Source organism: Actinorhabdospora filicis, from assembly GCF_030269765.1.
Taxonomy (GTDB): Bacteria; Actinomycetota; Actinomycetes; order Mycobacteriales; family Micromonosporaceae; genus Actinorhabdospora; species Actinorhabdospora filicis.
In genome coordinates this window covers 1-22,498 of record NZ_BSTX01000006.1, presented here as the reverse complement: position 1 = coordinate 22,498, position 22,498 = coordinate 1, and the positions used below count along the sequence as shown (strand labels likewise).

At 72.2% G+C, this 22,498-nt stretch carries 19 protein-coding genes and 1 rRNA gene; 6 read left to right on the top strand and 14 right to left on the bottom strand.

Features of this window, described 5'->3' with window-relative positions; all coding sequences use genetic code 11:
- Positions 1-7 precede the first annotated feature (7 nt).
- From QSK10_RS30810 to QSK10_RS30795, 4 genes are all read right to left on the bottom strand, one after another.
- Positions 8-571 (bottom strand): dihydrofolate reductase family protein, encoded by a 564-nt coding sequence (locus QSK10_RS30810; protein WP_285666929.1) that lies wholly within the window; start codon positions 569-571, stop codon positions 8-10.
- Between the two features lie 114 nt (positions 572-685).
- Positions 686-1,369 carry a spermine/spermidine synthase domain-containing protein gene (locus tag QSK10_RS30805; RefSeq protein ID WP_285666928.1) on the bottom strand — a complete coding sequence of 228 codons (684 nt, stop codon included), beginning with the start codon at positions 1,367-1,369 and terminating at the stop codon, positions 686-688.
- A gap of 16 nt (positions 1,370-1,385) precedes the next feature.
- Positions 1,386-1,943, bottom strand: a complete 558-nt coding sequence (locus QSK10_RS30800) for a hypothetical protein (protein ID WP_285666927.1) — start codon at positions 1,941-1,943, stop codon at positions 1,386-1,388.
- A gap of 2 nt (positions 1,944-1,945) precedes the next feature.
- Positions 1,946-2,761, bottom strand: a complete 816-nt coding sequence (locus tag QSK10_RS30795; RefSeq protein ID WP_285666926.1) for a hypothetical protein — start codon at positions 2,759-2,761, stop codon at positions 1,946-1,948.
- A gap of 132 nt (positions 2,762-2,893) precedes the next feature.
- On the opposite strand from QSK10_RS30795, the gene QSK10_RS30790 reads away from it, so the two are divergent.
- The gene (locus QSK10_RS30790; protein WP_285666925.1) at positions 2,894-5,353 is read left to right on the top strand and encodes a helix-turn-helix transcriptional regulator; all 2,460 of its coding nucleotides are present in this window, start codon (positions 2,894-2,896) and stop codon (positions 5,351-5,353) included.
- A 44-nt stretch (positions 5,354-5,397) separates the two neighbouring features.
- On the top strand, positions 5,398-5,646 hold the full coding sequence (locus tag QSK10_RS30785) for a hypothetical protein (RefSeq protein ID WP_285666924.1): 249 nt from the start codon (positions 5,398-5,400) through the stop codon (positions 5,644-5,646).
- Here QSK10_RS30785 and QSK10_RS30780 read toward each other — a convergent pair.
- The 3 genes from QSK10_RS30780 to QSK10_RS30770 all read right to left on the bottom strand — a co-directional run bounded on the left by QSK10_RS30780 (position 5,643) and on the right by QSK10_RS30770 (position 8,290).
- Positions 5,643-6,245: a hypothetical protein gene (locus tag QSK10_RS30780; RefSeq protein WP_285666923.1), complete on the bottom strand. Its 603-nt coding sequence runs from the start codon at positions 6,243-6,245 to the stop codon at positions 5,643-5,645. The genes QSK10_RS30785 and QSK10_RS30780 overlap by 4 nt on opposite strands.
- A 76-nt stretch (positions 6,246-6,321) precedes the next feature.
- Positions 6,322-6,909 carry a TetR/AcrR family transcriptional regulator gene (locus QSK10_RS30775; protein WP_285666922.1) on the bottom strand — a complete coding sequence of 196 codons (588 nt, stop codon included), beginning with the start codon at positions 6,907-6,909 and terminating at the stop codon, positions 6,322-6,324.
- 13 nt (positions 6,910-6,922) lie between these two features.
- Entirely contained in the window at positions 6,923-8,290 is a 1,368-nt protein-coding gene (locus QSK10_RS30770; protein ID WP_285666920.1) for an MFS transporter, read from the bottom strand.
- 118 nt (positions 8,291-8,408) lie between these two features.
- Between QSK10_RS30770 and QSK10_RS30765 the strand changes: the two genes are divergently transcribed.
- The gene (locus tag QSK10_RS30765) at positions 8,409-9,521 is read left to right on the top strand and encodes a serine hydrolase domain-containing protein (protein WP_285666919.1); all 1,113 of its coding nucleotides are present in this window, start codon (positions 8,409-8,411) and stop codon (positions 9,519-9,521) included.
- Here QSK10_RS30765 and QSK10_RS30760 read toward each other — a convergent pair.
- Positions 9,506-10,369, bottom strand: coding sequence for an NAD(P)-dependent oxidoreductase (locus QSK10_RS30760; RefSeq protein WP_285666918.1), 864 nt, complete (start codon positions 10,367-10,369; stop codon positions 9,506-9,508). The genes QSK10_RS30765 and QSK10_RS30760 overlap by 16 nt on opposite strands.
- Positions 10,370-10,562: 193 nt before the next feature.
- On the opposite strand from QSK10_RS30760, the gene QSK10_RS30755 reads away from it, so the two are divergent.
- Positions 10,563-11,693, top strand: coding sequence for a serine hydrolase domain-containing protein (locus QSK10_RS30755; protein ID WP_285666917.1), 1,131 nt, complete (start codon positions 10,563-10,565; stop codon positions 11,691-11,693).
- Positions 11,694-11,901: 208 nt separating this feature from the next.
- Positions 11,902-13,332: an NCS2 family permease gene (locus tag QSK10_RS30750; protein ID WP_285666916.1), complete on the top strand. Its 1,431-nt coding sequence runs from the start codon at positions 11,902-11,904 to the stop codon at positions 13,330-13,332.
- 62 nt (positions 13,333-13,394) lie between these two features.
- Here QSK10_RS30750 and QSK10_RS30745 read toward each other — a convergent pair whose 3' ends face one another.
- From QSK10_RS30745 to QSK10_RS30725, 5 genes are read right to left on the bottom strand one after another with little or no spacing between them, the layout of a single operon-like run.
- A complete protein-coding gene (locus QSK10_RS30745) occupies positions 13,395-16,160 on the bottom strand; it encodes a DUF5682 family protein (RefSeq protein WP_285666915.1) in 2,766 nt (921 codons plus the stop codon).
- Positions 16,157-17,272: an ATP-binding protein gene (locus QSK10_RS30740; protein ID WP_285666914.1), complete on the bottom strand. Its 1,116-nt coding sequence runs from the start codon at positions 17,270-17,272 to the stop codon at positions 16,157-16,159. The genes QSK10_RS30745 and QSK10_RS30740 overlap by 4 nt, the downstream gene beginning before the upstream one ends.
- 15 nt (positions 17,273-17,287) lie before the next feature.
- Positions 17,288-18,679, bottom strand: coding sequence for a VWA domain-containing protein (locus tag QSK10_RS30735; protein ID WP_285666912.1), 1,392 nt, complete (start codon positions 18,677-18,679; stop codon positions 17,288-17,290).
- On the bottom strand, positions 18,676-20,049 hold the full coding sequence (locus tag QSK10_RS30730; protein ID WP_285666911.1) for a hypothetical protein: 1,374 nt from the start codon (positions 20,047-20,049) through the stop codon (positions 18,676-18,678). Before QSK10_RS30730 ends, QSK10_RS30735 begins: the two co-directional genes overlap by 4 nt.
- Positions 20,049-20,558 (bottom strand): hypothetical protein, encoded by a 510-nt coding sequence (locus QSK10_RS30725; protein ID WP_285666910.1) that lies wholly within the window; start codon positions 20,556-20,558, stop codon positions 20,049-20,051. Before QSK10_RS30725 ends, QSK10_RS30730 begins: the two co-directional genes overlap by 1 nt.
- A 246-nt stretch (positions 20,559-20,804) precedes the next feature.
- Here QSK10_RS30725 and QSK10_RS30720 point away from each other — a divergent pair, with 246 nt between their 5' ends.
- A complete protein-coding gene (locus tag QSK10_RS30720; RefSeq protein WP_285666909.1) occupies positions 20,805-21,773 on the top strand; it encodes a hypothetical protein in 969 nt (322 codons plus the stop codon).
- 603 nt (positions 21,774-22,376) lie between these two features.
- On the opposite strand, the gene rrf is transcribed toward QSK10_RS30720, so the two are convergent.
- A 5S ribosomal RNA gene (gene rrf, locus QSK10_RS30715) occupies positions 22,377-22,493 on the bottom strand.
- Positions 22,494-22,498 lie beyond the last annotated feature (5 nt).

Sequence of the window (22,498 nt, the reverse complement as noted above, 5' to 3'; positions counted from 1 at the left end):
CTCCGGGCTACCCCGCGGGCGTGTACCGGGAGACCACCACGCGCCCGTCGCACACGTGACTCCCGGCCAGGTTCAGCTTCCGGCGCGTCTCGTCGCGCGGGAACAGCTCCTGCCCGCCGCCCAGGACCACCGGGTGCGTCATGACGATGTACTCGTCGATGAGCCCCAGCTCGGTGAGCGCGGCGGCGGCCTTGGACCCGCCGTTCAGCAGAAGCCCGCCGCCGTCCCGCGACTTGAGTTCGGTGACGGCGGCGTAGAGGTCGCCGCCGATGACGGTGGTGTTCCAGTCGGCCTTCTCCAGCGTGCGGGAGATGACCACCTTCGGCGTCTTCCGCCAGATCGGCGCGAAGGTGCGGGTGTGCTCATCGTCGGCGATGCTCTCGGCGACGGGCCAGAACGACGACATGAACTCCCACACGACCCGCCCGTACAGGAACGTGTCGACGTCCTCGTGGACGGCGTAGGAGTACTCGGTCAGCTCCGGGGTCAGCTCCGGCCAGTCGAACTCCCCGTTGGGGCCGCTGATGAAACCGTCGACGGACTGGTGGACCCAGTAGGTGAGCTTGCGCATCGTGATCGCTCCTCAGGTTCGCGGCCCCTCGTGGGCCCTCACCCGTTGGTCGGGGCGGCCCGGGCGGGCTCGACATTTTCCGGGGAGGTTTTTCTCGGGCGGCGTTTCCGCAGGTCAGCGGGTACCCAGGTACACCGTGTTGGTCGACTCCCGTCCCTGCAGCGGGTTCCAGAAGCCCACCACGCGCGCTTCCACATCGGTGAACACGCCCCGCAGGACCGCCAGGTAGTCCTCCTCGGGCGGGTCGTTCGACCACAGCCCGAAGACGCCGCCCTCGCGGATGCGGCGAGCCATGCGCGCGGTGCCGTCCGGGGAGTAGAAGCCCTCGCCGCCGGGCGCGAGGTGGTGGCTGGGGCTGTGGTCGATGTCGATCAGCAGCGCGTCGTAGGTCTCGCCGTCCTCCATCACCGAGGTGAAGAAGTCGGCGGCGACGAGACGGCAGCGCGGGTCGGTGGCGATGCCCTCGCCGAGGGGGACGAGCCCGCGCCGGTGCCAGTCGATGACCTCCGGCAGCGCGTCGACCACCGTCAGGGCGCCCACGCGCGGGTCGTCCAGGACCGCGCGGGCGGTGTAGCCGAGGCCGAGACCGCCGACGAGGACATCGAGCCCGGCGCCGTCCAGGCGGGCCAGGCCGAGTTCGGCGAGGGCGATCTCGGCGGCGGTGAAGGCGCTGGACATGAGGTACTCCTCGCCCAGCTTCACCTCGTGGACCTCGTGACCGAGGGCGGGATCGTGGCGGCGGCGGAGGCTGATCTCACCGATGGGCGTCTCGGCCCACGCGAGTTCTTCGAATAGCACGCCGTCACCCTACGTGTCACATGACGCGCAGCTGCGCCGCCGCCGCCCGCGCGTGGTCCCCGGCCGGGCCGGGCCGGTAGCCGGACTCGATGGCGGCGGCCAGCATCGACAGCTGCGTGTGCGGCACACGGCGCCCGTACCAGGCGAGGGGCAGGCGGACGACGGTCCCGGCGTCTTCGGCGCACAGCAGCGGGACGGAGTAGGTCGTGGTGACCTGCATGTCGCCCTGCCGGCTGGTCGTGCGCTGCTTGCGCTCCTCGAACCACAGCCGTCCGGCGCGCGCCAGGTCGACGGTGCCGAGCCCGAAGGTGGAGCGGTGGGTCAGGCGGGTCCCGTGCAGCCACGCGGCGGTCCGCCAGATCGACAGCATCGCGAAGATCGCCACGATCGCCGCGGCGAAGGGCACCAGCAGCAGGACGCGCGGTCCCTCGTCGCCGGGGTGCGGGGTCATGGTCATGATGTCGTAGCCGGTGGCGATCCCGACCGAGACGCCGGTGGCGGCGGTCAGCAGGAACAGCACGACCACGCTGCCCAGGATCTTGACGGCGGCGCTGTTGCCGACGGATAGGCGCACGATCATCCTCCACAGATAACGCGGTAGTCGACGGTCAGGGACACGGTGGACTGCGGGTAAGGGGCCACGAGGGTGACCTCGCGCCGTCCGCCCTCGTGGACGGGGGCCATCGGCCCGATGTAGACGACGTACTCCTCACCACCGGCCGGGGCGGTGATCTCCACGTCCCCCTCGGTGATCGCGCCGTCCTCCACCAGGGCGTAGTGGACGGTGACCGGCCCGGCGTTGGCGCGCACGGCGAACTGGACGTAGGCCTGGTCGGTGACGATGCCCGAGGAGCAGTCCACGCGCGCGTCGGCGACCGGCCCGTCGCGTTCGGCGGTGATCACCGGCGCGCACGTGAGCGCCAGCTCGCGCGGGGCCGACTGGACGCCCGCGCCGAGCACGGTCAGCGCGACGGTGCCCTGCCAGGAGGTCCCGGGGAAGTCGAAGCGCCCGCGCACCCGCGCCTGCCCGTCGGCGCCGGTGGTGACGCTCTGCTCGCCGGTGCTGCGGCTGTCGTGGGTGCGCCAGGTGTAGCGGACGGCGGTGCCGGGGTCGGCGGCGATGACGCCGGTCAGCTCCACCAGCAGCGGGCACTCCCCCGCGCCGGTCGCGGCGTCGACGACGCTCGCCGCGACGCCGCCCGGCGGGTGGCTGAGCGTGCCGCCGCCGTCCCCGTTCCCCGACGGCGACACCGACACCGTGGACGTGGGCTGCGGCCCCGGCGACGCGGTGCCGCCGCCCGGGCCGCCGCCACCCGCCCCCGCCAGCAGGTACGTCCCACCCGCGGCGAGCGCCGTCCAGGCCAGGACCGACACGACGACGATCGCCGTCACCGGGGCTCTCCCCATCACCCATCCCCCGTCTCCGGTTCTCCCCCGTGTGCGCCGGGGACGAGCAATGGTGTGGCGGGCCGTGGCCGGAACGCATGAGTAGCGGGCTACTCAAATCCGGTTACGCTGCGCGCCATGACGACGCAGTGGCCCTTCGCCGGGCGCGAGGCGGAGCTGGCCGCGCTCGCCGGGTTCCTCGCCGCGCCCGGCGGGCACGCGGTGATCACCGGGCCGGCGGGGGTGGGCAAGAGCCGCCTGGCGGCCGAGGCGGTGGGACCGGACGCGCGGGTCGCGCGCGCCGCCGAGGCGCTGCGGGGCGTGCCGTTCGGGGCGTTCGCGCACCTGCTGCCCGCGCCGCCGCCGCAGGCCGCGGCGAACCCCGTCGGGTGGGCCCTGTCGGTCCTGGACGGGGACGCGGCGGTGCACGTGGACGACGCGCATCTGCTGGATCCGGCCTCCACCGCGCTCGTGCGGCACCTCATCGACGGCGGGCGAGTGCCGGTGCTGCTGACCGTCCGCGACGGCGTGGACCCCGGCGGCGCGGTGTGGGACCTGGTGGGCGCCTGCGGCGGCAACCGCGTGGCGCTGGCGCCGCTGACGCCCGGCGAGAGCACGGCGCTGCTGCGCGCGGCCCTCGGCGGGCGGGTCGAGGAGTCCACCGCCGGGGCGATGTGCGCGCGGGCGGGCGGGAACGCGCTGATGCTGGCCGAGCTGGTGCGCGCCGGGCGCGAGAGCGGTGTCCTGACCGCCGGGGACGGGGTGTGGCGGCTGACCGGCGAGCTGCCGCTGACCACGCGCCTGACCGCGCTCATCGCCGCACGCCTGCCCCGCGACCCGCGCGTGGCCGCCGTCGCCGAGTACGTGGCCTTCGCCGAGCCGCTCGCGCCGGAGGCCCTCACGCTCGCGCCGGGCGCGCTGGAGGCCGCCGAGGAGGCCGGGGTCGTCCGCATGGACGCCACCGGGCTGCGCCTGGCGCATCCCCTCTACGGCGAGGTCCTGCGCGAGACGCTGCCGCCGCTGCGGCGACGGCGGCTGCTGCGGGAGCTGTCGCGGGCCCTGCGCGAGCACGGTCCGCGCACCACCGCCGACCGGGTGCGGCTGGCGGTGTGGTCGCTGGAGTCGGGCGAGGAGGCCGATCCGGTGGAGCTGACCGAGACGGCGATGGAGGTGTGGAACCTCCTGGACGCGCCGCTCGCCGCGCGCCTGGCCCGGCGCGCCCACGAGCTCGGCGGGCCGGTGGCCGCGCGCGTGCTGCTGGGCGCGGTCCATCTGCACACCGGGGACCACGCCGCCGCCGAGGCCATCGCCGTGGGCGCCGAGGACCTGGCGGAGCCGTGGCGTTCGTCCCTGGTCAACATCCGCGCCTGCGCGGTCCTGTTCGGGCACGACGATCCCGCCGCCGCCGACGCGATCCTGGCCACGGCCGCCGAGGGCGCGCCGGAGCCCGCCGACTTCCTGTGGCCGCTGGCGATGTACCGCGTCTGGCGCGGGGAGCTGGCCGCCGGGCTGGCCACGCTGCCCGATCCCGGTGTCAGCGCGCGGCTGGTGGACACCGCCGCCCTGGTGACCGCCTCGGCGAAGGTCTCGTCGGGGGACCTGGCGGGCGCGGTGGCCGACGCGGCGGCCGCGATCGCCCGCTGGGAGCCGTCCCCGGAGCGGGAGCCGACCGGGCTGGCGCTGCTGCACCGCGCCCTCGCCGAGGCCCACGCCGGGCTAGGCGACGTCGGCGGGCTCGACGCCGCGGTGGCGAGCCTGCGCGCCACGATGGGCGGCGGGCCGATCGCCGACGCGCACGTCGCGGTCCTCACCGCGCGTTCGCTGCTGCTGCGCGGGCACCCGGGCCGGGCCCGTGAGCTGCTGGCGGCCGCCTCGCGCAGCGTCACCGGGCCGGTGCCGCTGGCGCCGCCGGCGCCGGTCGAGCTGGTGCTGGCCGCCGTCCACAGCGGACTGCCCGGCGTGGCCGCCGATGTCCTCGCCACCGCCCCGGCCACACCCCATCACGCGGCGACGACGTGGGCGCTGGCCGACGCGAGGGTGTGGGCCTCGGCGTCGCCGTCCTCGGCGCGCGCGGCGGCGGTGACGGTCGCACGCGGGCTGTCGGGCACCGAACTGCGCGGGCTGGAGGCGGCGGCCTGGCACACCGCGCTGCGGCTGGGCGCGCGCGAGGCGCGCGAGCCGCTCACCCGCCTCGCCGGGGACAACCCGCTGCTCCGGCTGGCCGTCGCGCAGGCGGCCGCGCTGCACGCGCGCGATCCGCACGCGCTCCTGGCGGTCGCCGCCGCGCTCGGCGCACGCGGGCTGCGGCTATACGCCGCGGAGGCCGCCGCGCACGCCGTGCCGCTCCTCGGCCCGCTCGACGCCGAGCGCGTCCGGATCGAATACGGCTGGTACGCCGGTCCCCTGCGGGTCCTGATGGGCCCCTCCGGGCTCACCGAGCGCGAACGCGAGGTGGCGCGGCTGGCGTCCCTCGGGCACAGCAGCAGGGAGATCGCGGCCGCGCTGGTGGTCTCGGTGCGGACGGTGGACAACCAGCTCCGCTCGGTCTACCGCAAGCTCGGCCTGCGCGGACGCGGTGAGCTGCGCGGCCTGTTCTAGCCGAACCGCCCCGCCCCACCGCCGCCGCGCGCGACCATCATGTGATGGACGAACTCTCTTCCGCCGACCTCGATCTCCTCGCCGACCTGCGCATCCGCCTGTCGGCCATGGACGACGTGCCCGCCGACGACCTCGCCGCGCCGGACGCGCCCGAACGCGGCGAGGTCGAGGCCGCCCTGCGCCGCCTGTACGACGGCGACTACATCGACGGTTTCGTCCCCGACGACGGCGACTTCCCGCTGATGATCGAGGCCGTCACCGGCAAGGGCGAGCGGGCCTTGCGGGACGACTAGACCGGTGTGGCGGTGAAGACCCAGCGCTGGTCCTTGCTGGGCACCACGGCCTGCTCGACGCCGGTCTGGCCCTGGATGGCGCAGTACTGGCCGGGGGTGTTGCGGTAGAACACGCGGAAGACGTAGCCGATCTGGTAGGCGATGTTGCCGTAGTCGGCGTACAGGATCGTCCGCGGTGAGATGACCGTGCTGAAGGACTCGCGGGTGCGGGAGGTCTCGGTGTAGCTGGTGCCGCGCGTGAACGAGAAGGTGTTCTGGACCTCCAAGCCGCGCACGAACTGCTGCTTCGACGACGTCGACAGGCTGCCGCTGGTGGTGACCGTCCAGCTCACCGTCTGCTCGGTCTCACGGCTCCAGTTGATGCCGTTGTCGGTGTTGTTCACATAGGAGTGGCCCTCGGACTTGAGGAAGCCGTCGGCCACCGACACGTACTTGTAGCCGTACCACCAGCCTCCCCCGCCGTCGAAGTAGTGGTCGGCGACGTCCTTGCCGGGCGCGCACGCGGCGAACGCGCCGGTCGGGGCGGCGAGGGTGATGAGGGTGAGCAGGACCGCGACGAGGGCCGCGAGGGTCCCTGCGCGGCGGAGAGGGGGTCGCATGGGGGCTCCTTTCCCGCGCGTCCCGGGCGGGACGCGCGGTGGCGACGCTATGGGCGACGCGGGGAGCCGGGCCAGATCAATCCCGTTGGCCCACCGCACTGTTCCGCAACACCGACAGCACCGTCGCCACGAGCGCCTCCACGGCCTCGGCGGGCGTCAGGCGTCCCGCGCGCTGCTCGTCGGCGGCGGCGTGCACGAGGTGATAGAACGCGGTGATCAGCCACCCGGTGGGCAGGTCCCCGCGGAAGACGCCCTCGGCGCGGCCGCGAGCCAGCAGCGCCGTCAGGTACTCCATGAGCGGATCGTGCCCGGCGCGCAGGCGCTCGGGCTCGACGTCGGCGACGATGTTGCCGCGCAGGTACTCGTTGCGTTCGAAGATGCGCCACTGGCCCCGCAGCATCGCCGCCACCGCCTCGTCGGCGGGCAGGGCGTCCAGGCCCAGCCCCGACAGGGCCGCGACGGTCTCGGCGACCGCGCGCTCGGCGACGGCGGCGCCGAGATCGGCGCGGGACGGGAAGTGCGCGTACAGCGTCACCCGGCCGACACCGGCCGCCTTGGCCACATCGGACATGCTCACCCCGGGACGGGAGCCGTACAGCTCCAGCGCGGCGGCCAGGATGCGCTCGATGTTGCGGCGCGCGTCGGCGCGACGGGGTTCGGGCATGATCGGATGGTAGCTAGTGCGCCATCGGCCCCGACGACTCCAGCCGCCGGTTCGGCACGATCACCAGCGCGGCCAGCGCCGCCGCGCCCGCGGTGACCGCGCAGACGGCGAAGGCGAGGGAGAACCCGGAGGCGGCCACGGTCGACATCACCGCGACGCCGATGGAGCCGCCCAGCTCATGGAACGTGGTCACGATCCCCGAGGTCACCCCGGCGTCCTCATGGGAGGCCGCCGACATCGCGGTGGCCGTCGCGGTCACGAACAGCGTGCCCAGCGCACCGGCCGCGAGAGTGAAGCCCGGCAGGAACGGCCCGGCCGCCAGCCACGCCGCGCCCGCCCCGGCCAGCGCGAAGCCGAGCACGGCCACCCAGCGCGCGCCCAGGCGTCCCAGCAGCCGCGAGGCCAGGTGCGCGCCGGCCACGATGGCGACCGCGGCGGGCAGGAACATCAGGCCGGTCCGCAGGGGACCGTAGCCGCGCTCGCCCTGGAGGTACAGGGAGCCCAGGAAGAAGAACGAGATGAGCAGGCCGGTGGCGACCAGCATGAGGAACACGCCGGTGAGGGTGGTGCGGCGGGCGAGCAGCCGCAGGGGCATGAGCGGGTGGGCCGTGCGGCGCTCGATGAGCGCGAAGGCGGCGTAGAGGACGACCGCGAGGGCGATCGGGACGGCCGCCGCGCGCCATCCGCCGTCCCCGGCGCGGACGACGCCGTAGACGAGCGCGGCGGTGGCCAGGGTCGCGGTGGCCGCGCCGGGCAGGTCGAGGCGGGCGCGCTCGGGCGGCGGGTCGGCGGGCAGCGCCTTCAGCAGCAGCGGCCACAGCAGGACGCCGACGGGCAGGTTGACGATGAACACCCACTGCCAGCCGGGTCCGGCGGTGAGCAGCCCGCCGACGAGGACGCCGAGGGCGGCCCCGCCACCGCCGACGGCGGCCCACGCGCCGAGCGCGCGGTGCCGTTCGCGGCCGTGGAAGAGGGTGGTCACCGACGACATCGCCGCCGGGGACATCAGGGCCGCGCCGACGCCCTGCGCGAGCCGTCCGGCGATGAGGACGCCGCCGTCTTCGGCGAATCCGGCGGCGGCCGAGGCGAGGGTGAACAGGGCGAGGCCGGTGAGCAGGACGCGGCGGCGGCCCAGCCGGTCGGCGAGGCGCCCGCCGAGGAGCATGAGCCCGCCGAAGGCGAGGGTGTAGCCGGTGACGACCCAGGTGACGGCCTCGCGGCCGAGGCCGAGGTCGCCGCCGATCGAGGGCAGCGCGACGTTGACGACGGTCAGGTCGATGACCAGCATCGCCTGGGCCGCGCACAGCAGCGCGAGGGCGAGGTGGCGTCGGGGGTGGAGGACGGGCGGATGGGTGTGGGGGTGGTGCGCGGTGCCGTGCATGGAACTCTCCATAACTCGAACAGCACTGTACGAGTTAGAGCATAGCAGCTAACCCGAACACTGCTGTACGAGTTATTCGCGCGACCGGTTTGTCGCACCCGTCTGGCAAAGTGACGCCATGACAGATTTGCCAGCGCTGCTGCACGGCCATGTCGAGGCCGGCACCTTCCCCGGCGCCGTCGCGCTGGTCGCCCACGGCGACCGCGTCGAGACCGCCGTCGCCGGGTCCACCGCCTTCGGCGGCCCGGCGATGGAACCCGGCACCCTGTTCCGCGTCGCCTCGGTCAGCAAGCCGATCGTCACCGCCGCCGCGATGCTGCTCGTCGAGGACGGGCGGCTGCGCATGGACGCCCCGATCGCCGAGTGGCTGCCGGAGCTGGCCGCGCCGGTCGTCGTCCGCGAGCCCGCCGGGCCCGTCGACGACGTCGTGCCCGCCGCGCGGCCCATTACCGTCGCCGACGTGCTCACCTACCGCTGCGGCTGGGGCTTCCCCGACGACTTCTCGCTCCCGGCGCTGGGGCCGCTCTTCGCGCTCACGCCCGACACCGGCGGCGGGGCCGCCGACAACGAGGCCTGGCTCAAGGGCATGGCCGCCGTGCCGCTGCTGCGCCAGCCGGGCGAGGGGTGGCTGTACAACACCAGCGGCGACCTGCTCGGCGTGCTCATCGCGCGCGCCTCGGGTCAGTCCCTGCCCGGCTTCTGCGCCGAGCGCGTCTTCGCCCCGCTCGGCATGAGCGACACCGGATTCCACGTCGCCGCCGCCGACCTCGGCCGCCTGGCCACCGCCTACACCCCGGCCGCGGACGGCACCCTCGAACCCGTCACACCCGGCGGTGAGCCGACGGCACCGCCGTCCTTCCCCTCCGGCGCGGGCGGCCTGGTGTCCACCCTCGGCGACCTGCACACCTGGGCGCGGGCCCTCCTCACCGGCGGCCTGCTCACCCCCGCGTCGGTCCGGGCGATGACCACCGACCACCTCACCCCCGCCCAGCGCGCCTCGGCCACCCTGTTCCTGGAGGGGCAGGGCTGGGGCTTCGGCGGCAGCGTCGACGTCGTGCCGGCCGAGCCGTGGAACGTCCCCGGCCGCTACGGCTGGGTCGGCGGCTCGGGCACCACCTGGCACGTCATCCCGTCGACGGGGACGATCACGATCATGCTCACGCAGCGCGCGATGACCGGACCGGCCCCGACCCCGTGGATGCGCGACTTCTGGCGCTACGCCGCATCCTGAGCCCGCACGGCCTCGATCACGCTGGCGAAGACGTCCTCGCCGCGACCGGCCGCCGCACGGGCGGCGAGGGCGTCGCGCACCGGGGCGAGAAAGCCGTCGCCGACACCCTCGTCGCGGGCGGCCTCCATGATCGCCTCCAGCGCGCCCAGGTTGAACGACACGCTCTGCGTGTCGGTGGTGTAGTCGCGCTTCTCGGCGACCACCGCGTGCCCCGCGGCCTGCGTGGCCATCGCCTGCAGCCACGCGGTCAGCCGCGGCGCGAAGACCGTCGGCGGCAGCCCCGCGCGCTCGGCCATCGCCGTGGCCTGCGCGATGCCACCGAACATGCCGTACATGCCCGCCAGCAGCGACAGGTCCACCAGGGACGCGCGCCCGGCGTCCCCGGGGAAGAACTCCGCCGAGGCCAGCTCCGCCAGCACCGGCCGCGCCTCCTCGAAGGCGGCCTCGTCGCCGCTGTACAGGATCGAGGCGCCCGGCCGGCCGATCATCTCGGGGACGGCCATCATCCCGCCGTCCACGTAACGCACGCCGTGCGACGCCAGCAGCGCCGCCAGCGCCCGCGCCTCGTTGGGGGTGCCGCTGGTCAGGTTGACCACCGTCCTGCCCGCCAGCTCACCGAAGACGGGCGCGAGCACCTCCTCGACGCTGTTGTAGCGCAGCAGCGTGACGATGAGGACGTCGCTCGCCGCGATCACCTCGGCCAGCGTCCCGCCGGTGGCGCCCTTCGCGATCAGCGGCTCGGCGCGGTGGGCCGAGCGGTTCCAGACGGCCGTGTCATGGCCGGTGTCCAGCAGGCGGGCGGCGATGGCGGCGCCCATGGCCCCCAGGCCGATGACGCTGACGTTCATATCGAGCTCCTTCGTTTCCGGTTACCCCATGAGCCTGCGCCGAGCCACCCTGACCTGCAAGAACGCACAATCCGGTGAGGGACTTACCGATTGGTGAGCATCCAGGTCGGCGCGCCGGGACATGACGGGCGTCACGTCACACGCCCGGCGCGGCCTCCGTCAATGAGGCGTTCCCCCAGAAACGGAGATCGACATGACCGCAGTGCACGGCACCGTCGCCACCGGCTACGAAGAGGTCCGGGAGGCCTTCGCCGAGGCCGCCGCCCGCCCCGGGCAGGACGCCGTCCAGCTCGCCGCCTTCGTCCACGGACGGCCCGTGGCCGACCTGTGGGCCGGGGACGGCGTCACCGGCGAGACCCTCACCGGCGTCTTCTCCTCCGGCAAGGCCGTCCCCGTCCTGCTCGCCGCACTGCTGGCCGCCGACGGCCTCCTCGACCTCGACGCCACCGTCGCCTCCTACTGGCCGGCCTTCGCCGCCGAGGGCAAGGACCGGCTGACCGTCCGGCGACTGCTCCAGCACCGCGCCGGGCTCATCGGCGCCGACGGCGGCATCGACGCCGTCACCTTCATCGACGACGCCCTCATCGCCTCGCGGCTGGCCGCGCACCGGCCCTACTGGGAGCCCGGCGAGCACATCGGCTACCACGCCTACACCTTCGGCGCGCTCGTCGACGGCCTCGTCCGCCACGCCACCGGACGCTCGGTCGCCGACTGGTACGAGGAGCGCGTCGCCGTCCCCCACGGCCTCGACCTGTACGCCGGGCTCCCCGAGCGCCTCGAACACCGCTACCACCCGATGCGCCACTGGCTGGCCACCCCCGAGCAGCTCGAACTGATCGCCGGCGCCTGGCCCTCGGCCGATTCGGTCGCCGGGGTCGCCTACAACCTGAACGCGACGCCCCCGTTCGACCAGGTCGCCTTCATCAACGACCGCGCGGCCCGCGCCAAGGGCCAGCTCTCGGCGGGCGTCACCGGCAACGCGCGCGGCCTGGCCGGGCTGTACCGGGCGATCCTGGGCGACGGGGACCGTCCGCCCCTGCTGGACGCGGCCACGCTCGGCGAGTTCACCACCGTCTCCCCCGGCCTGGACGTGGTCTCGCTCGACACCGACCGCCGCATGCTCGGCTTCGAGGCCAAGCGCGCCTGGTACCCGTTCCTCGGCGAGGACGCCTTCGGGCACTCCGGCGCGGCCGGTTCCGACGGGTTCGCCGACCCCGCCAGCGGGCTGGCCTACGGCTACGTCCGGTCGCGGTTCACCCTCTTCTACGACGCCCCGGAGAACGCGTCGATCGCCGAGGCGCTCCACCGCGCCGCGACGCGCTAAGTGATCACTCTGGGTAGCGTGATCATCACACTTCCAAGGGTCGTCACTCCCCGTTTCCAGACCCCTGCCCTGCGCCCACCGAAATCGCCGTTTCCGAGACCTCACCGAGATCTTGACGACCCCATACGCTGCGCATATACCCCCGGAGTTAACCTCACGGCGACCGATCAAGATCCCCGCGTCCCCTCGCGCGGTCCCCGGGAGTGTCATGCCCTCTTCACCCACCGTCACCGAAAAAGCGGTCGAAGACGCCCGCCCCGTGAACGCATTCGATCGATTCTTCGAGATCACCGCCCGCGGCTCCACCTTCGGCCGCGAGGCCCGCGGTGGACTCGCGACCTTCTTCACGATGGCCTACATCCTGGTCCTCAACCCGATCATCCTGGCCGGGGCGACCGACAAGTACGGCCATCACCTGTCCCCCGCCCAGCTCGTCACCTCCACCGCGCTGGTCGCGGCGGTCATGACGATCCTCATGGGCGTGGTCGGGCGCCTCCCGATCGCGCTGGCGGCCGGGCTCGGCCTCAACGCCGTCCTCGCCTTCCAGCTCGCGCCGCGCATGGCGTGGGAGGACGCGATGGGCCTGGTCGTCATCAACGGCCTCGTCCTGTGCGTCCTGGTCGCCGGCGGCATCCGCAAGGCCATCATGGACGCCATCCCGATGGGCCTCAAGCAGGCCATCGGCGTCGGCATCGGCCTGTTCCTGGCCTTCATCGGCTTCGTGGACGCCGGTTTCATCAGCAAGGGCGAGGGGACCCCGGTCCAGCTCGGCACCAACGGCCACCTCTCCGGCTGGCCCGTGGTCGTGTTCGTCCTGGGCGTCCTGCTCATGTTCGCGCTGACCATGCGGAAGGTGAAGGGCGCGATCCTCCTGAGCATCATCGGGATGACCGTCGTCGCCATCATCATCGAGGCGGTGGCGCCCGGGCAGAAGTGGGGCATCACCACCCCGAAGTTCCCCGACAACCCGATCGGCGCGCCCGACTTCGGCCTGCTCGGCGACTTCTCCCTCACCGGTGTCTTCAGTGAGGTCTCCGTCCTCACCGTGGTCCTGCTGGTCTTCACGCTGCTGCTGTCGGACTTCTTCGACACCATGGGCACCGTGGTGGCCATCTCCGGCGAGGCCGGTCTGCTGAACGAGAAGGGCGAGGTCCCCCGCATCGGCCGCGTCCTGATGGTGGACGCCGCGGCGGCCGTCGCCGGTGGCGTCAGCTCGTCCTCGTCGGCCACGTCCTACATCGAGTCGGCCGCCGGCGTCGGCGAGGGCGCCCGCACCGGTGTGGCCAACCTGTTCACCGGTGCCCTCTTCGCCGTCGCGCTGCTGTTCACGCCGGTCCTGACGATCGTCCCGATGCAGGCCGCCGCGCCCGCCCTCGTAGTCGTCGGGTTCCTGCTGATGACGCAGGTCCGCCACGTCGACTGGAGCGACCTGAGCATCGCCGTCCCGGCGTTCCTCACCATCGCGGTCATGCCGCTGACCTACTCGATCACCAACGGCATCGGCGCCGGCTTCCTCGCCTTCGTCCTGCTCAAGGTGGTGGCCGGGAAGATCAGGGAGATCCACTGGCTGCTGTGGGTGGTCACCGGCCTGTTCCTGCTCTACTTCCTGCAGGGCCCGCTGGAGAGCCTCATCGGCTAGCCCGGGCACGCGAAACGGCGGCCGCTCCCCCTCTCGCGAGGGGAGCGGCCGCCGTCGTCATGTCAGGCGATCAGCGCGGCCACGGCCTCCACCGTCGCCGGGTGGGACGCCACCAGCTCACCGGCCGCGCCCGCGCCCGGCCCGGCCTCGCGCCAGCCCGGCGGGCAGCCCAGCAGCGCCGCCACCGCGTCGGCCGACTCCGGACGCCCCGCCAGGAACGCCGCCACCGGTCCCGCCGGGACGGCGCCGACCGCCGCCACCGGCTCGGCGCGGCCCACCCACGGGGGCGTCCACGCGTCCACCGCCGGGAGCGTGCCCGGGAACATCCGCCCGGCCTCGCGGGCCAGCATCGGGATGTACTCGGCGGCCTCCTTCTTCAGCGTCGTGATCAGCGTCGGCAGCCACGGCAGCAACACCGCGTCGGGCAGCTTCGCGAACGCCCCCGACAGCAGCTCCACCACGAACCCGGCCAGCGGCGGGACCGGGTCCAGCGCCTGGATGAACCCGCTCAGGTACTGCGGGAACGTCGGGATCACCAGCGGATTCGACAGCATGTCGGCGCACCGCTCGCGCAGGTCGGCAATGGTGAGCACGCCGATCTGCGTGTGCGCCGCCCAAAGCAGCGCCACCTTGCCCGGCGCCTCCGGATGCGACTGCCGCACCGCCAGCTCCAGCTGCGCCCGGTCGCAACCCAGCGACAGCGCCAGGTTCTCCAGCGTGAACAGGAAACCCAGCATCGCCGCGACCTGCCGCACCCCGCTGTCCTCATCGGAGAACGCCGTCGGCAGCAGCGTGCAGTAGTGCCCGTAGCCGCCCGTCACGAACAGCTCGGTCCAGCGCGGCAGCGCCGGCTCGTTGGCCCGGTAGTAGGCCAGCAGCCGCCGGACGCGCTTGAGGACCTCCGGCGCGTCATCGACGGTGCGCTCCGCCGACAGCAGCTCCACCGCCCGCTCACCGAGCTCCTCGGTGAAACGCGGGTTGTCCAGGTAGAGGATCGAGTCCTCCACCGCCCGCAGCGCGTCGGAGGCGGTGGCCTTGGCGTCCCACACCGACTTGCGCAACCGCAGCTCGAAGACCTGCTCCAGCGTCACGCCCTCGTAGCCGAGCTCGATCAGCGCGCGCTGCTCCCGCCCGATCCACAGGTCCCAGCTCTCCTGGATGGACCGCTTGCCCAGCTCCTTGCTGCCCATGATCGGCTTGAGCGCGCCCTCGGGCAGCAGATACCGCAGCATCCACAAAACCCGCGAGCACGCCCGCAGCTCCGGCTTGGCGTCCAGGTCCATCAGCGCCCGCTGGAGCGTGCGCTTCTCCAGGTCCAGCCCCAGCGGCGCCAGCCGGTCCAGGACGTCCCGCGCCAGCGGCGGCAGCGAGTCGTAGCCGACCTGCCCGACCCGGTCGCCGCCCAGCAGGATCTCGCAGAGCCTGCGCACGTCGCGGCGGCCCGGCACCGCGTCCTTCTCGATGCACGTGACCGCGGCGTCCTGGAAGTCGTAGGGCGTCGGCCGCGACCGGTTGCGCATCCCCGCCAGCAGGATCGAGGTCTCGTAGACCGCGATCGCGTCGGCGGTGCTGGCCAGGTAACCGTGCCTGCGGGCGAGCCGGACGATGTCCACGCACCACCCGCGCAGCTCGTCCTCGTCCAACACCGCCAGCGCCGAGGGCGCCGCCAGGAACCCGCTCAGCTTGTCGGTGACGGCCTCCGGCGGCTTCGGCGCGACCGCCTTGGCCGCCTTCGCCGGCTTCTTGCCGCCCTTCTGCCCGGCCAGCCGGAACGGCTTCGCCGCCCCCGCCCGGACCGCCTTCTCCCACGTCGCCGAGGCGATCGACACCGAACCCGGGGCGAGCCCGAACTGCGCCTCGATCGCCGAGTGGCTCGACGGAATCAGCCCGTACAGCCACTTCGTGGCGGTGCGGTCGGTGATCTCGAAGGTGTCGGCCCCGTCCAGGCCGAACTCGGCGACCCGGCTGGCGGCGTGGAAGGCCCCGCACACGTACATGACGCGCTCGGGGTCGGCGCCGCTGGACGCCAGGTGCTGCCGCATCCGCGTCCACATGTAGCGCTCGCGGTCCTCGTCCCGGTCCTCCTTGGCCCGGTCACTGGGCCGCAGGCGGCGGAACAGGCTGCCGATGAGGACCATGACCTGGCGGTAGGAGTCGTAGTCGGCGTCCACGAGGGGCTGCTCGACGTACTGGTCCCACCACTCCGACCAGTGGCGCACCTTGCCGTGGTGGACGAGGTGCTCCTCCAGCTCGGCGAAGCCGGGCCGCAGGTCGCCGATCTCGATGCCGACGCTCTCGCCGTGCATCGCGGCCTCTTCGGGGTCGTCGACGTCGGCGGAGGGCTTCTCCGGCTTCAGTTCCGGCGACCACTGGAAGACGTGGTCGACCGAGCGGTCGACCAGCACCAGCTCGACGTCGGGATTGTCGAGGGCGTAGGCGATCGCCTGGTACTCCGCCGAGGACTCCGTCACCGGCGCCACGACGCTCAGGGGACCCGCGCCGGGCGGGAACCCGTCGAGGTCGCTGGCGAAGGCCTGCAGCGCCACCGGCAGGCGGCAGTTGCGCAGCTCGCCCAGGATGGGCCGCAGGTCCTCGCACAGCTCCAGGTAGATGACACTGGGACGCTTCTCCCGCAGCCTGCGCGCCATCGCCAGCGCCGAGGCCGGCGAGTGGTGGCAGACGGGGAAGATCTCCAGCTTCTCGGTCAGCGCCCGGTCGACGTCCTCGACGATCCCCGACAGGATCCCCGAGACCGATCGGGGATCCTCGGTGAACGCCTCGGCCGCGCCGAGCAGCTGATCGCGGAGTGCCGTGAAAGTCTGGGTCATGACAGTGTCGAGATCGCCTGACGGCCGCCGTCGAGGAACCCGTCCCAGTCCCCGCCGTCCTTCTTCGCGCGCGGCTCGACCACGCCGTGCAGGTACTTGTTGAAGATGGCCAGGTCCTCCGGCTGGCGGCGGACGAGCGAGCCGACCAGCGAACTGGCCAGGGTCGCCGCGCGCAGCGTCTTGTCGCCGAAGAACTGGCTGTGCAGGATCGCGTCCTCCAGGACGCCGATCTGCTCGGCGGTCGACAGCGCCGACTCCAGCTTCTCGTCATCGCTGCCGGCCGAGGCCGCGGCCTTACGCAGGTCGGCGAAGCTCTGCAGGAGGATGTCCAGCAGCGTCGGCGGGACGTCGAGCTCGATCTGGTGCCGCCGCAGCAGTTCCTCGGTGCGGTAGCGGACGATCTCGGTCTCGCTCTTCTTGTTCGACACCACCGGGATCTTCACGAAGTTGAAGCGCCGCTTGAGAGCCGAGGACAGGTCGTTGACGCCCTTGTCGCGGCTGTTGGCGGTGGCGATGATCGAGAAGCCGGGCTTGGCGAAGACGATGTTGTCGTCGTCGAGCTCGGGGATCGAGACGTACTTCTCCGACAGGATCGAGATGAGCGCGTCCTGGACGTCGCTGGTGGAGCGGGTCAGCTCCTCGAAGCGGCCGATGACGCCCTGCTCCATCGCGGTCATGATCGGCGAGGGGATCATCGAGTCCCGCGACTGTCCCTTGGCGATGACCATGGAGACGTTCCAGGAGTACTTGATGTGGTCCTCGGTGGTTCCGGCGGTGCCCTGGACGACGAGGGTGGAGTTGCGGCAGATCGCGGCGGACAGCAGCTCGGCCAGCCAGCTCTTGCCGGTGCCCGGGTCGCCGATCAGCAGCAGGCCCCGGTCGGAGGCGAGGGTGACGATGGCCCGCTCGACGAAACTGCGGTCACCGAACCATTTCTGCCCGATCTCGCGGTCGAGCCCGTCGGCGCGCTCGGAGCCCAGGATGAACAGCCGCACCATCTTGGGGCTCAGCCGCCAGGAGAAGGGCTTGGGGCCGTCGTCGACGGACTCCAGCCAGGCCAGCTCCTCGGCGTACTTCACCTCGGCGGGGGCGCGCAGCAGTTCTTCGGTCATGTGCTTCGTCTTCTCCTAGGTGAGGAACTTCTTGAGTTCGAACACGAGCTTCTTGATGCGACCGGACAGCACGGGCGTGCCGAGGTCCTTGAACTTCTGCCGGAACCAGGGGTTGACCACACCGGCGCCGCCGCTGGTCACCGAGCCGACGGGGATGAAGCGGACGCCCGAGCGGTGCAGCGCCTCGAACTCGCGCCACAGCTCCTCGGTCTTCCACTCGTAGTAGTCGGAGATCCAGACCACGACGGTGTCCTTCGGGGACTCCACCTTCGGCTTGGCCAGCTCCAGCGCGACGGTCCCGTCGGTGCCGCCGCCGAGGTTGGTGCGCAGCAGCGTCTCGAACGGGTCGCCCACCCACGGGGTAAGGTCGATGGCCGTGGTGTCGTAGGCGATCAGGTGCACGTCGACCTTGGGCAGCCCGGCGAAGATGGAGGCCAGGATGGTGCAGTTGACCATCGAGTCCACCATGGACCCCGACTGGTCGACGACCACGATCAGCCGCGCCGGGGTGGTGCGCCTGGCGGTCCGCTTGTAGAAGAGCTTGTCGACGTAGAGCCGCTCGTCCTCGGGGCTCCAGTTGGTCAGGTTCTTCCAGATGGTGCGTTCCAGGTCGAGGTTGCGGAAGACCCGCTTGGGCGGCACCGAGCGGTCGATGACGCCCACGGTGGTCTTCTCCACCTGCGTCTTGAGGACCTCGGCGACCTCGTCCACGAAGCGCTTGATGAGCTTCTTGGCGTTGGCCAGGGCCACCCCGGACAGGTTCGACTTGTCCCGCAGCAGCTGCTCGATCAGCGACATCGACGGCGTGAGCTGCCGCGCCAGGTTCGGATCGGCGAGGACCTCGCGCAGCCGCATCCGGCTCACCAGGTCGCCCTCGATGGCGTTCAGCGCGGCGTTCACGTCGGCGTCCCCGAACGAGGGGCCACCGCCCGAGCCCGTCCCGGCCTGCCGCCCACCGCCCTCACCGCCGCCGGACGAACCGCCCGACGCGCCGCCCCGCCCGGCGGCCCGGCGGAACCAGCCCGCGTCGGCCTGCCAGTCCGACAGCTGCTGGGCGGTGACATTGCCCTGCCCGGTGCAGAACACGTTGATCAGCAGCTTGGAGACCAGCGCGGCCCGCCGGACCTCCTCGGCGCCGATCTCGCCCTCGGGCACGGCCTGGTCGTCCGGCGGCGGCGCCAGGAGCCCGTCGAAGGCGCCGTCGAGTTCCGGGAAGCGCTGCATGAGGTTGTTCATGGACACGCCCGGGTCCAGCAGCGCCGGGGGCAGCCCGATGTCGTCGACGATCGCCATGCTCGCCGTCTCCAGGCTCGGCTGCTCGTCGGCGGAGAACAGCCGCGACATGAGCCGCCAGTAGAGGACCTGGCGCCGGTTGGCGTCGGCGTTGGTGGTGAACTCCTCGGTCATTTGCGCAGCAACCGTCCCGCGCGTTCGCGCAGCACCGCCACCGCGTCGGCCTTGGCGAGGGCCTTGGCGACCTTCGGGTCGGTCGGCCCCATCGCCCAGTCGCCGATGTGGACGTCGACGGTCGCCTTCTTCACCGTCGCCCGCACCGCCAGCGGCTGCAGGAACCACCGCCCGTCCCACCGCAGCAGGCCCACACACTCGGTCGAGGACGCCACCAGCGCGGCCGTGAGGGGTCCGGCCGTGGGCAGGCGGTCGAGGGCGACCGGAAGCTCGTGCCCGTCGATGACGAACGCGCCCGCCGCGTGCCCGTAGCCCTGGAGGAACACCGGTTCGGCGATGCGGACCGGGTGCCGCTCCAGCGGCGCCGCCGAGGGCGCCACCGCCTCACCGAGCTGCAGACGCGCGGTGGCGAACGGATCGACGGCCTCGCCCGGCTTGGCCTTCTCCTCGTCCCACACCAGGTCACCGCCGGGCAGCAGCGTCATCCCGGTCAGCTCCAGCGCCTTCTTCTCGGCGACCGCGCCCAGCAGCACCGGGAAGCCCGCCAGCAGGCTCCACACCTGCGGCCCGACGATCGTGTCGGTCTTGCCCGCCGCGACCCCGGTGCGCACCAGCCGCTTACCGGCGGCGGTCTCCAGGACGCCGTGGATCTGCGCCCGCACGACCGTGGCGTGCTCCTGGAGTTCCAGGCCCAGCACCAGCAACCGCCCGCTGACCTCTTCGGGCTCGCCCGGAAGGGAATCGGCGGCCGAGAGCATCATCCCGCGCGCCCACAGGTCCGCCCACCGCCGCGACGGCAGCGGCGCCATCGTCGACAGTGGACTGCCCGCGGTCAGCTCGGCGGCCAGCCCGTCGAGCAGCACCGCCAAGCCCCGCCGGTCCGGCTTCGCGTACAGCGCCTCGACCGCCTGGCTCCCACCGGAGACCAGGTCGCTCTCCACGCCCCGCCATCCGGCGATGGCCAGTTCCGCCAGCCACGCCCGGCAGCCCGAGAGCAGGTTGTCGGCCTCGCCGGCCTTGCCGTTCTCGCCCGCCCACGCGGCCCGCTCGCGGCCGATCGCCGCGTCCAGGGTGGCGATCAGGTCGTCGTGGACCGCGCCCAGCAGCGCCGTCCTGGCGCCCGCCAGCGCGATCAGCGCGTCCTCGGCCACCGCGCCCGCGGTCACCTTCGCCGCCGCCTCGGCGACCCGCTCGCCCAGCGGCGAGGCCGCGAACGCGCCCGCCAGCGCCGTCACGGCCCCGGCCCGCTCGGCGTCCAGCCGCGCCAGCCCGTGCACCAGCGTCGCGTCGAACCCGTCGACGAGCTCCAGCGCCTCAACCGCGCCGGCGCTCTCAGCGCCCAGCAGCGCCGAAACGTGCGTCCCCAGCATCACGCGGTCACCCCCGCGGCCGGGAACCAGTTCAGTTCCACCATCGGCGACGTGCTCACCGGCAGTTCCAGATAGGACAGGTGGTGCAGGAACCGGCTGAAGACCACCGCGGCCTCGGTCCGGTTCAGCGTGCCGTTCATCGCCCGCCGCAGCTCCCACGCGCCCGGCTCACCCTCCTCCGGCAACTCGACGCGCAGGTACCGCGCCACCGGCCGCAATCCGTACTGCACCACGGCCTCGGTGATCAGCGCGTCGACGTGCTTGCACGTCCCATAGGACCCCGCCCCACCACACGGCCGATTGTTGTTGGTGGAACAGCTGTAGTCATGACTGCCCGCCTCGACCGACGAGACGTAAACCCGCGCGATGTCCGAACCACTCGACACCACCCCCTGCAACCGCCCATCGGCCAGCTCCACAAAAGGAACCTTCGCCAACTTCCGCGGTTGCACGGGTGGCAAGACCCTCGCGGTACTGCTCTGCTCGTACTCGGGCGCTTCCGGCTGCACGCGCCTCGACCTCCAGCCATCGGTCCATCGCCCCGAGACGCCAAGCGCCCCGAGCGACAGAGGATCGGTGATCGCATATTCATACCGGACCCGTGCGACACCGCAACCGCCGCCACGGAACCCCTTACGCCCACCAGTTCGAACGCCCAGCTCACCCCACCACGAACAACCGTCCACAATGGACTAAGTGAGCATGGAACAACCCACCGTCACCAGCCGCGGCTCACGTCGTGCATCATGCCGGTTATGTCCACTCTCCGCTTCGTGCCCGGAATGCGCCGCTTCCGCCGCGGCGAGGCCCTGATCCAGTTCGGCGTCCACGAGCACCGAGCGAAGATCCTCGTCCTCCCCGACCCGAAACTCTTCCCCGCCCTGACCGTCTTCGACACCGGCCGCGACCCCAAAGGCTTCCGCTCGGAGGCCAAACGCCACGGCGCCGACCCGGAAAAGGCCGAGGCCTTCCTCACCGTCCTCCAAGAAGAAGGAATCCTCGTCGACACCCGCACCCTCACCACCCCCGGCGGCCCCCTCACCACCGAATGCCGCGCCCTGGCCCTCCGAGGCACCACAACAAACGCCGGCCACCTCATGCGCACCCGCGCACAAGCCACCATCGACATAGAAGGACAAGGGCAGCTCGTCACCACCCTCCTCACCGAACTCACCGGCTCAGGCCTCACCCGCACAAGAACAACCGCAACAGGCGCCCGCACCCAAGCCCAAGCCCGCAGCAAACAAGCACGCCCCCGCCCATCCCTGAGCATCCTGGTAGACGTCACCAGGCCCGCCGGCCTGATCTCCTACGGCTACCGCAGAAGAGGCGTCCCCTACCTCGTGGTCACCCGCATGGACGGAATCGTTCGCATAGGCCCCCTCGTCACCCCCACCACCCCCGACGGAGCCTGCGGAAACTGCGTAGAACTCCGCCGCCGCGACCGAGGCGGCACCGGCACAATCCCCCCGACCTTCGGAGAAGACACCAGCACGACCAGCACCCGGAACGAGGACGGGAACAGAAACGGGAACGGGAACGAAGAGGAACTACTGGAACGAGCAGTCCGCTCCATGGCAGTGGGAATCCTGACCGCCCACATCCTCACCCACATCGACGGCGGCAGAAGCCCACTCATAGGCGCCACCATCGACATCACCCCGACGGGCATCACCCAACCAGAAACCTGGACACCACACCCCGACTGCGGCTGCCAAACCTAGCCGGTGACGGATGACCACCCGGGTGTGATGTGCGCGCAGCCTGAAGCGCAGCAAGCGCGAGACGAAGGCAAGAGCCGGGCAAAGCACGCCAGCGATGGGTTTAGCCAGCCCGAGACGAGGTCCGGGGACGATGTCACAAGCCGGGTGCGATGCGTAGCAGGGTAGGGCTCTTGATCTGACCCGCAGCCTGCAAACCTGCCCGTCACGACAGACGAGGCCCCGCACAACCTTTCCTTCGAGAGCTGGATCTTTCGGCGTGCGGCCTGACGGGTCTTTGGAACGAGGGTTCTGGGGGTGTCAAGACAGCTCTTCCGTCTTGACACCCCCAGGTTCCTCGTTCACCGTCGCCGAGGCCGAACGACGGGAGATCCGCGGCCGGCAACCCGAACGATCAGGGTGGGGATGGAAGGGACCGGGCCAAGAGAGACAGGCACGACAAGCCCCGTGCAGGCCGCGGCCGCCAACCCACACGACCACAGAGGATGGAGGGCCGAGCCAAGCGGGAGAAGCCCGAAGAAGCGCGACAGGCCAGCCAATGCGGCCCCACTGTTTCTGGGTATGGGAAAGCCCCCCAGGCCGGGCCTGGGGGGCTTTGACGTTAGTGTTCGGCGGTGTCCTACTCTCCCACCCCGTTCCCAGGGCAGTACCATCGGCGCTGAAGGGCTTAGCTTCCGGGTTCGGAATGGGACCGGGCGTTTCCCCTTCGCCATGACCACCGAAACATC

Coding starts and splice junctions, on each gene's coding strand:
- QSK10_RS30810 (WP_285666929.1), bottom strand. CDS start 571: ATGCGCAAGCTCACCTACTGGGTCCACCAGTCCGTCGACGGTTTCATC.
- QSK10_RS30790 (WP_285666925.1), top strand. CDS start 2,894: ATGACGACGCAGTGGCCCTTCGCCGGGCGCGAGGCGGAGCTGGCCGCG.
- QSK10_RS30785 (WP_285666924.1), top strand. CDS start 5,398: ATGGACGAACTCTCTTCCGCCGACCTCGATCTCCTCGCCGACCTGCGC.
- QSK10_RS30780 (WP_285666923.1), bottom strand. CDS start 6,245: ATGCGACCCCCTCTCCGCCGCGCAGGGACCCTCGCGGCCCTCGTCGCG.
- QSK10_RS30775 (WP_285666922.1), bottom strand. CDS start 6,909: ATGCCCGAACCCCGTCGCGCCGACGCGCGCCGCAACATCGAGCGCATC.
- QSK10_RS30770 (WP_285666920.1), bottom strand. CDS start 8,290: ATGCACGGCACCGCGCACCACCCCCACACCCATCCGCCCGTCCTCCAC.
- QSK10_RS30765 (WP_285666919.1), top strand. CDS start 8,409: ATGACAGATTTGCCAGCGCTGCTGCACGGCCATGTCGAGGCCGGCACC.
- QSK10_RS30760 (WP_285666918.1), bottom strand. CDS start 10,369: ATGAACGTCAGCGTCATCGGCCTGGGGGCCATGGGCGCCGCCATCGCC.
- QSK10_RS30755 (WP_285666917.1), top strand. CDS start 10,563: ATGACCGCAGTGCACGGCACCGTCGCCACCGGCTACGAAGAGGTCCGG.
- QSK10_RS30750 (WP_285666916.1), top strand. CDS start 11,902: ATGCCCTCTTCACCCACCGTCACCGAAAAAGCGGTCGAAGACGCCCGC.
- QSK10_RS30745 (WP_285666915.1), bottom strand. CDS start 16,160: ATGACCCAGACTTTCACGGCACTCCGCGATCAGCTGCTCGGCGCGGCC.
- QSK10_RS30740 (WP_285666914.1), bottom strand. CDS start 17,272: ATGACCGAAGAACTGCTGCGCGCCCCCGCCGAGGTGAAGTACGCCGAG.
- QSK10_RS30735 (WP_285666912.1), bottom strand. CDS start 18,679: ATGACCGAGGAGTTCACCACCAACGCCGACGCCAACCGGCGCCAGGTC.
- QSK10_RS30730 (WP_285666911.1), bottom strand. CDS start 20,049: ATGCTGGGGACGCACGTTTCGGCGCTGCTGGGCGCTGAGAGCGCCGGC.
- QSK10_RS30720 (WP_285666909.1), top strand. CDS start 20,805: ATGTCCACTCTCCGCTTCGTGCCCGGAATGCGCCGCTTCCGCCGCGGC.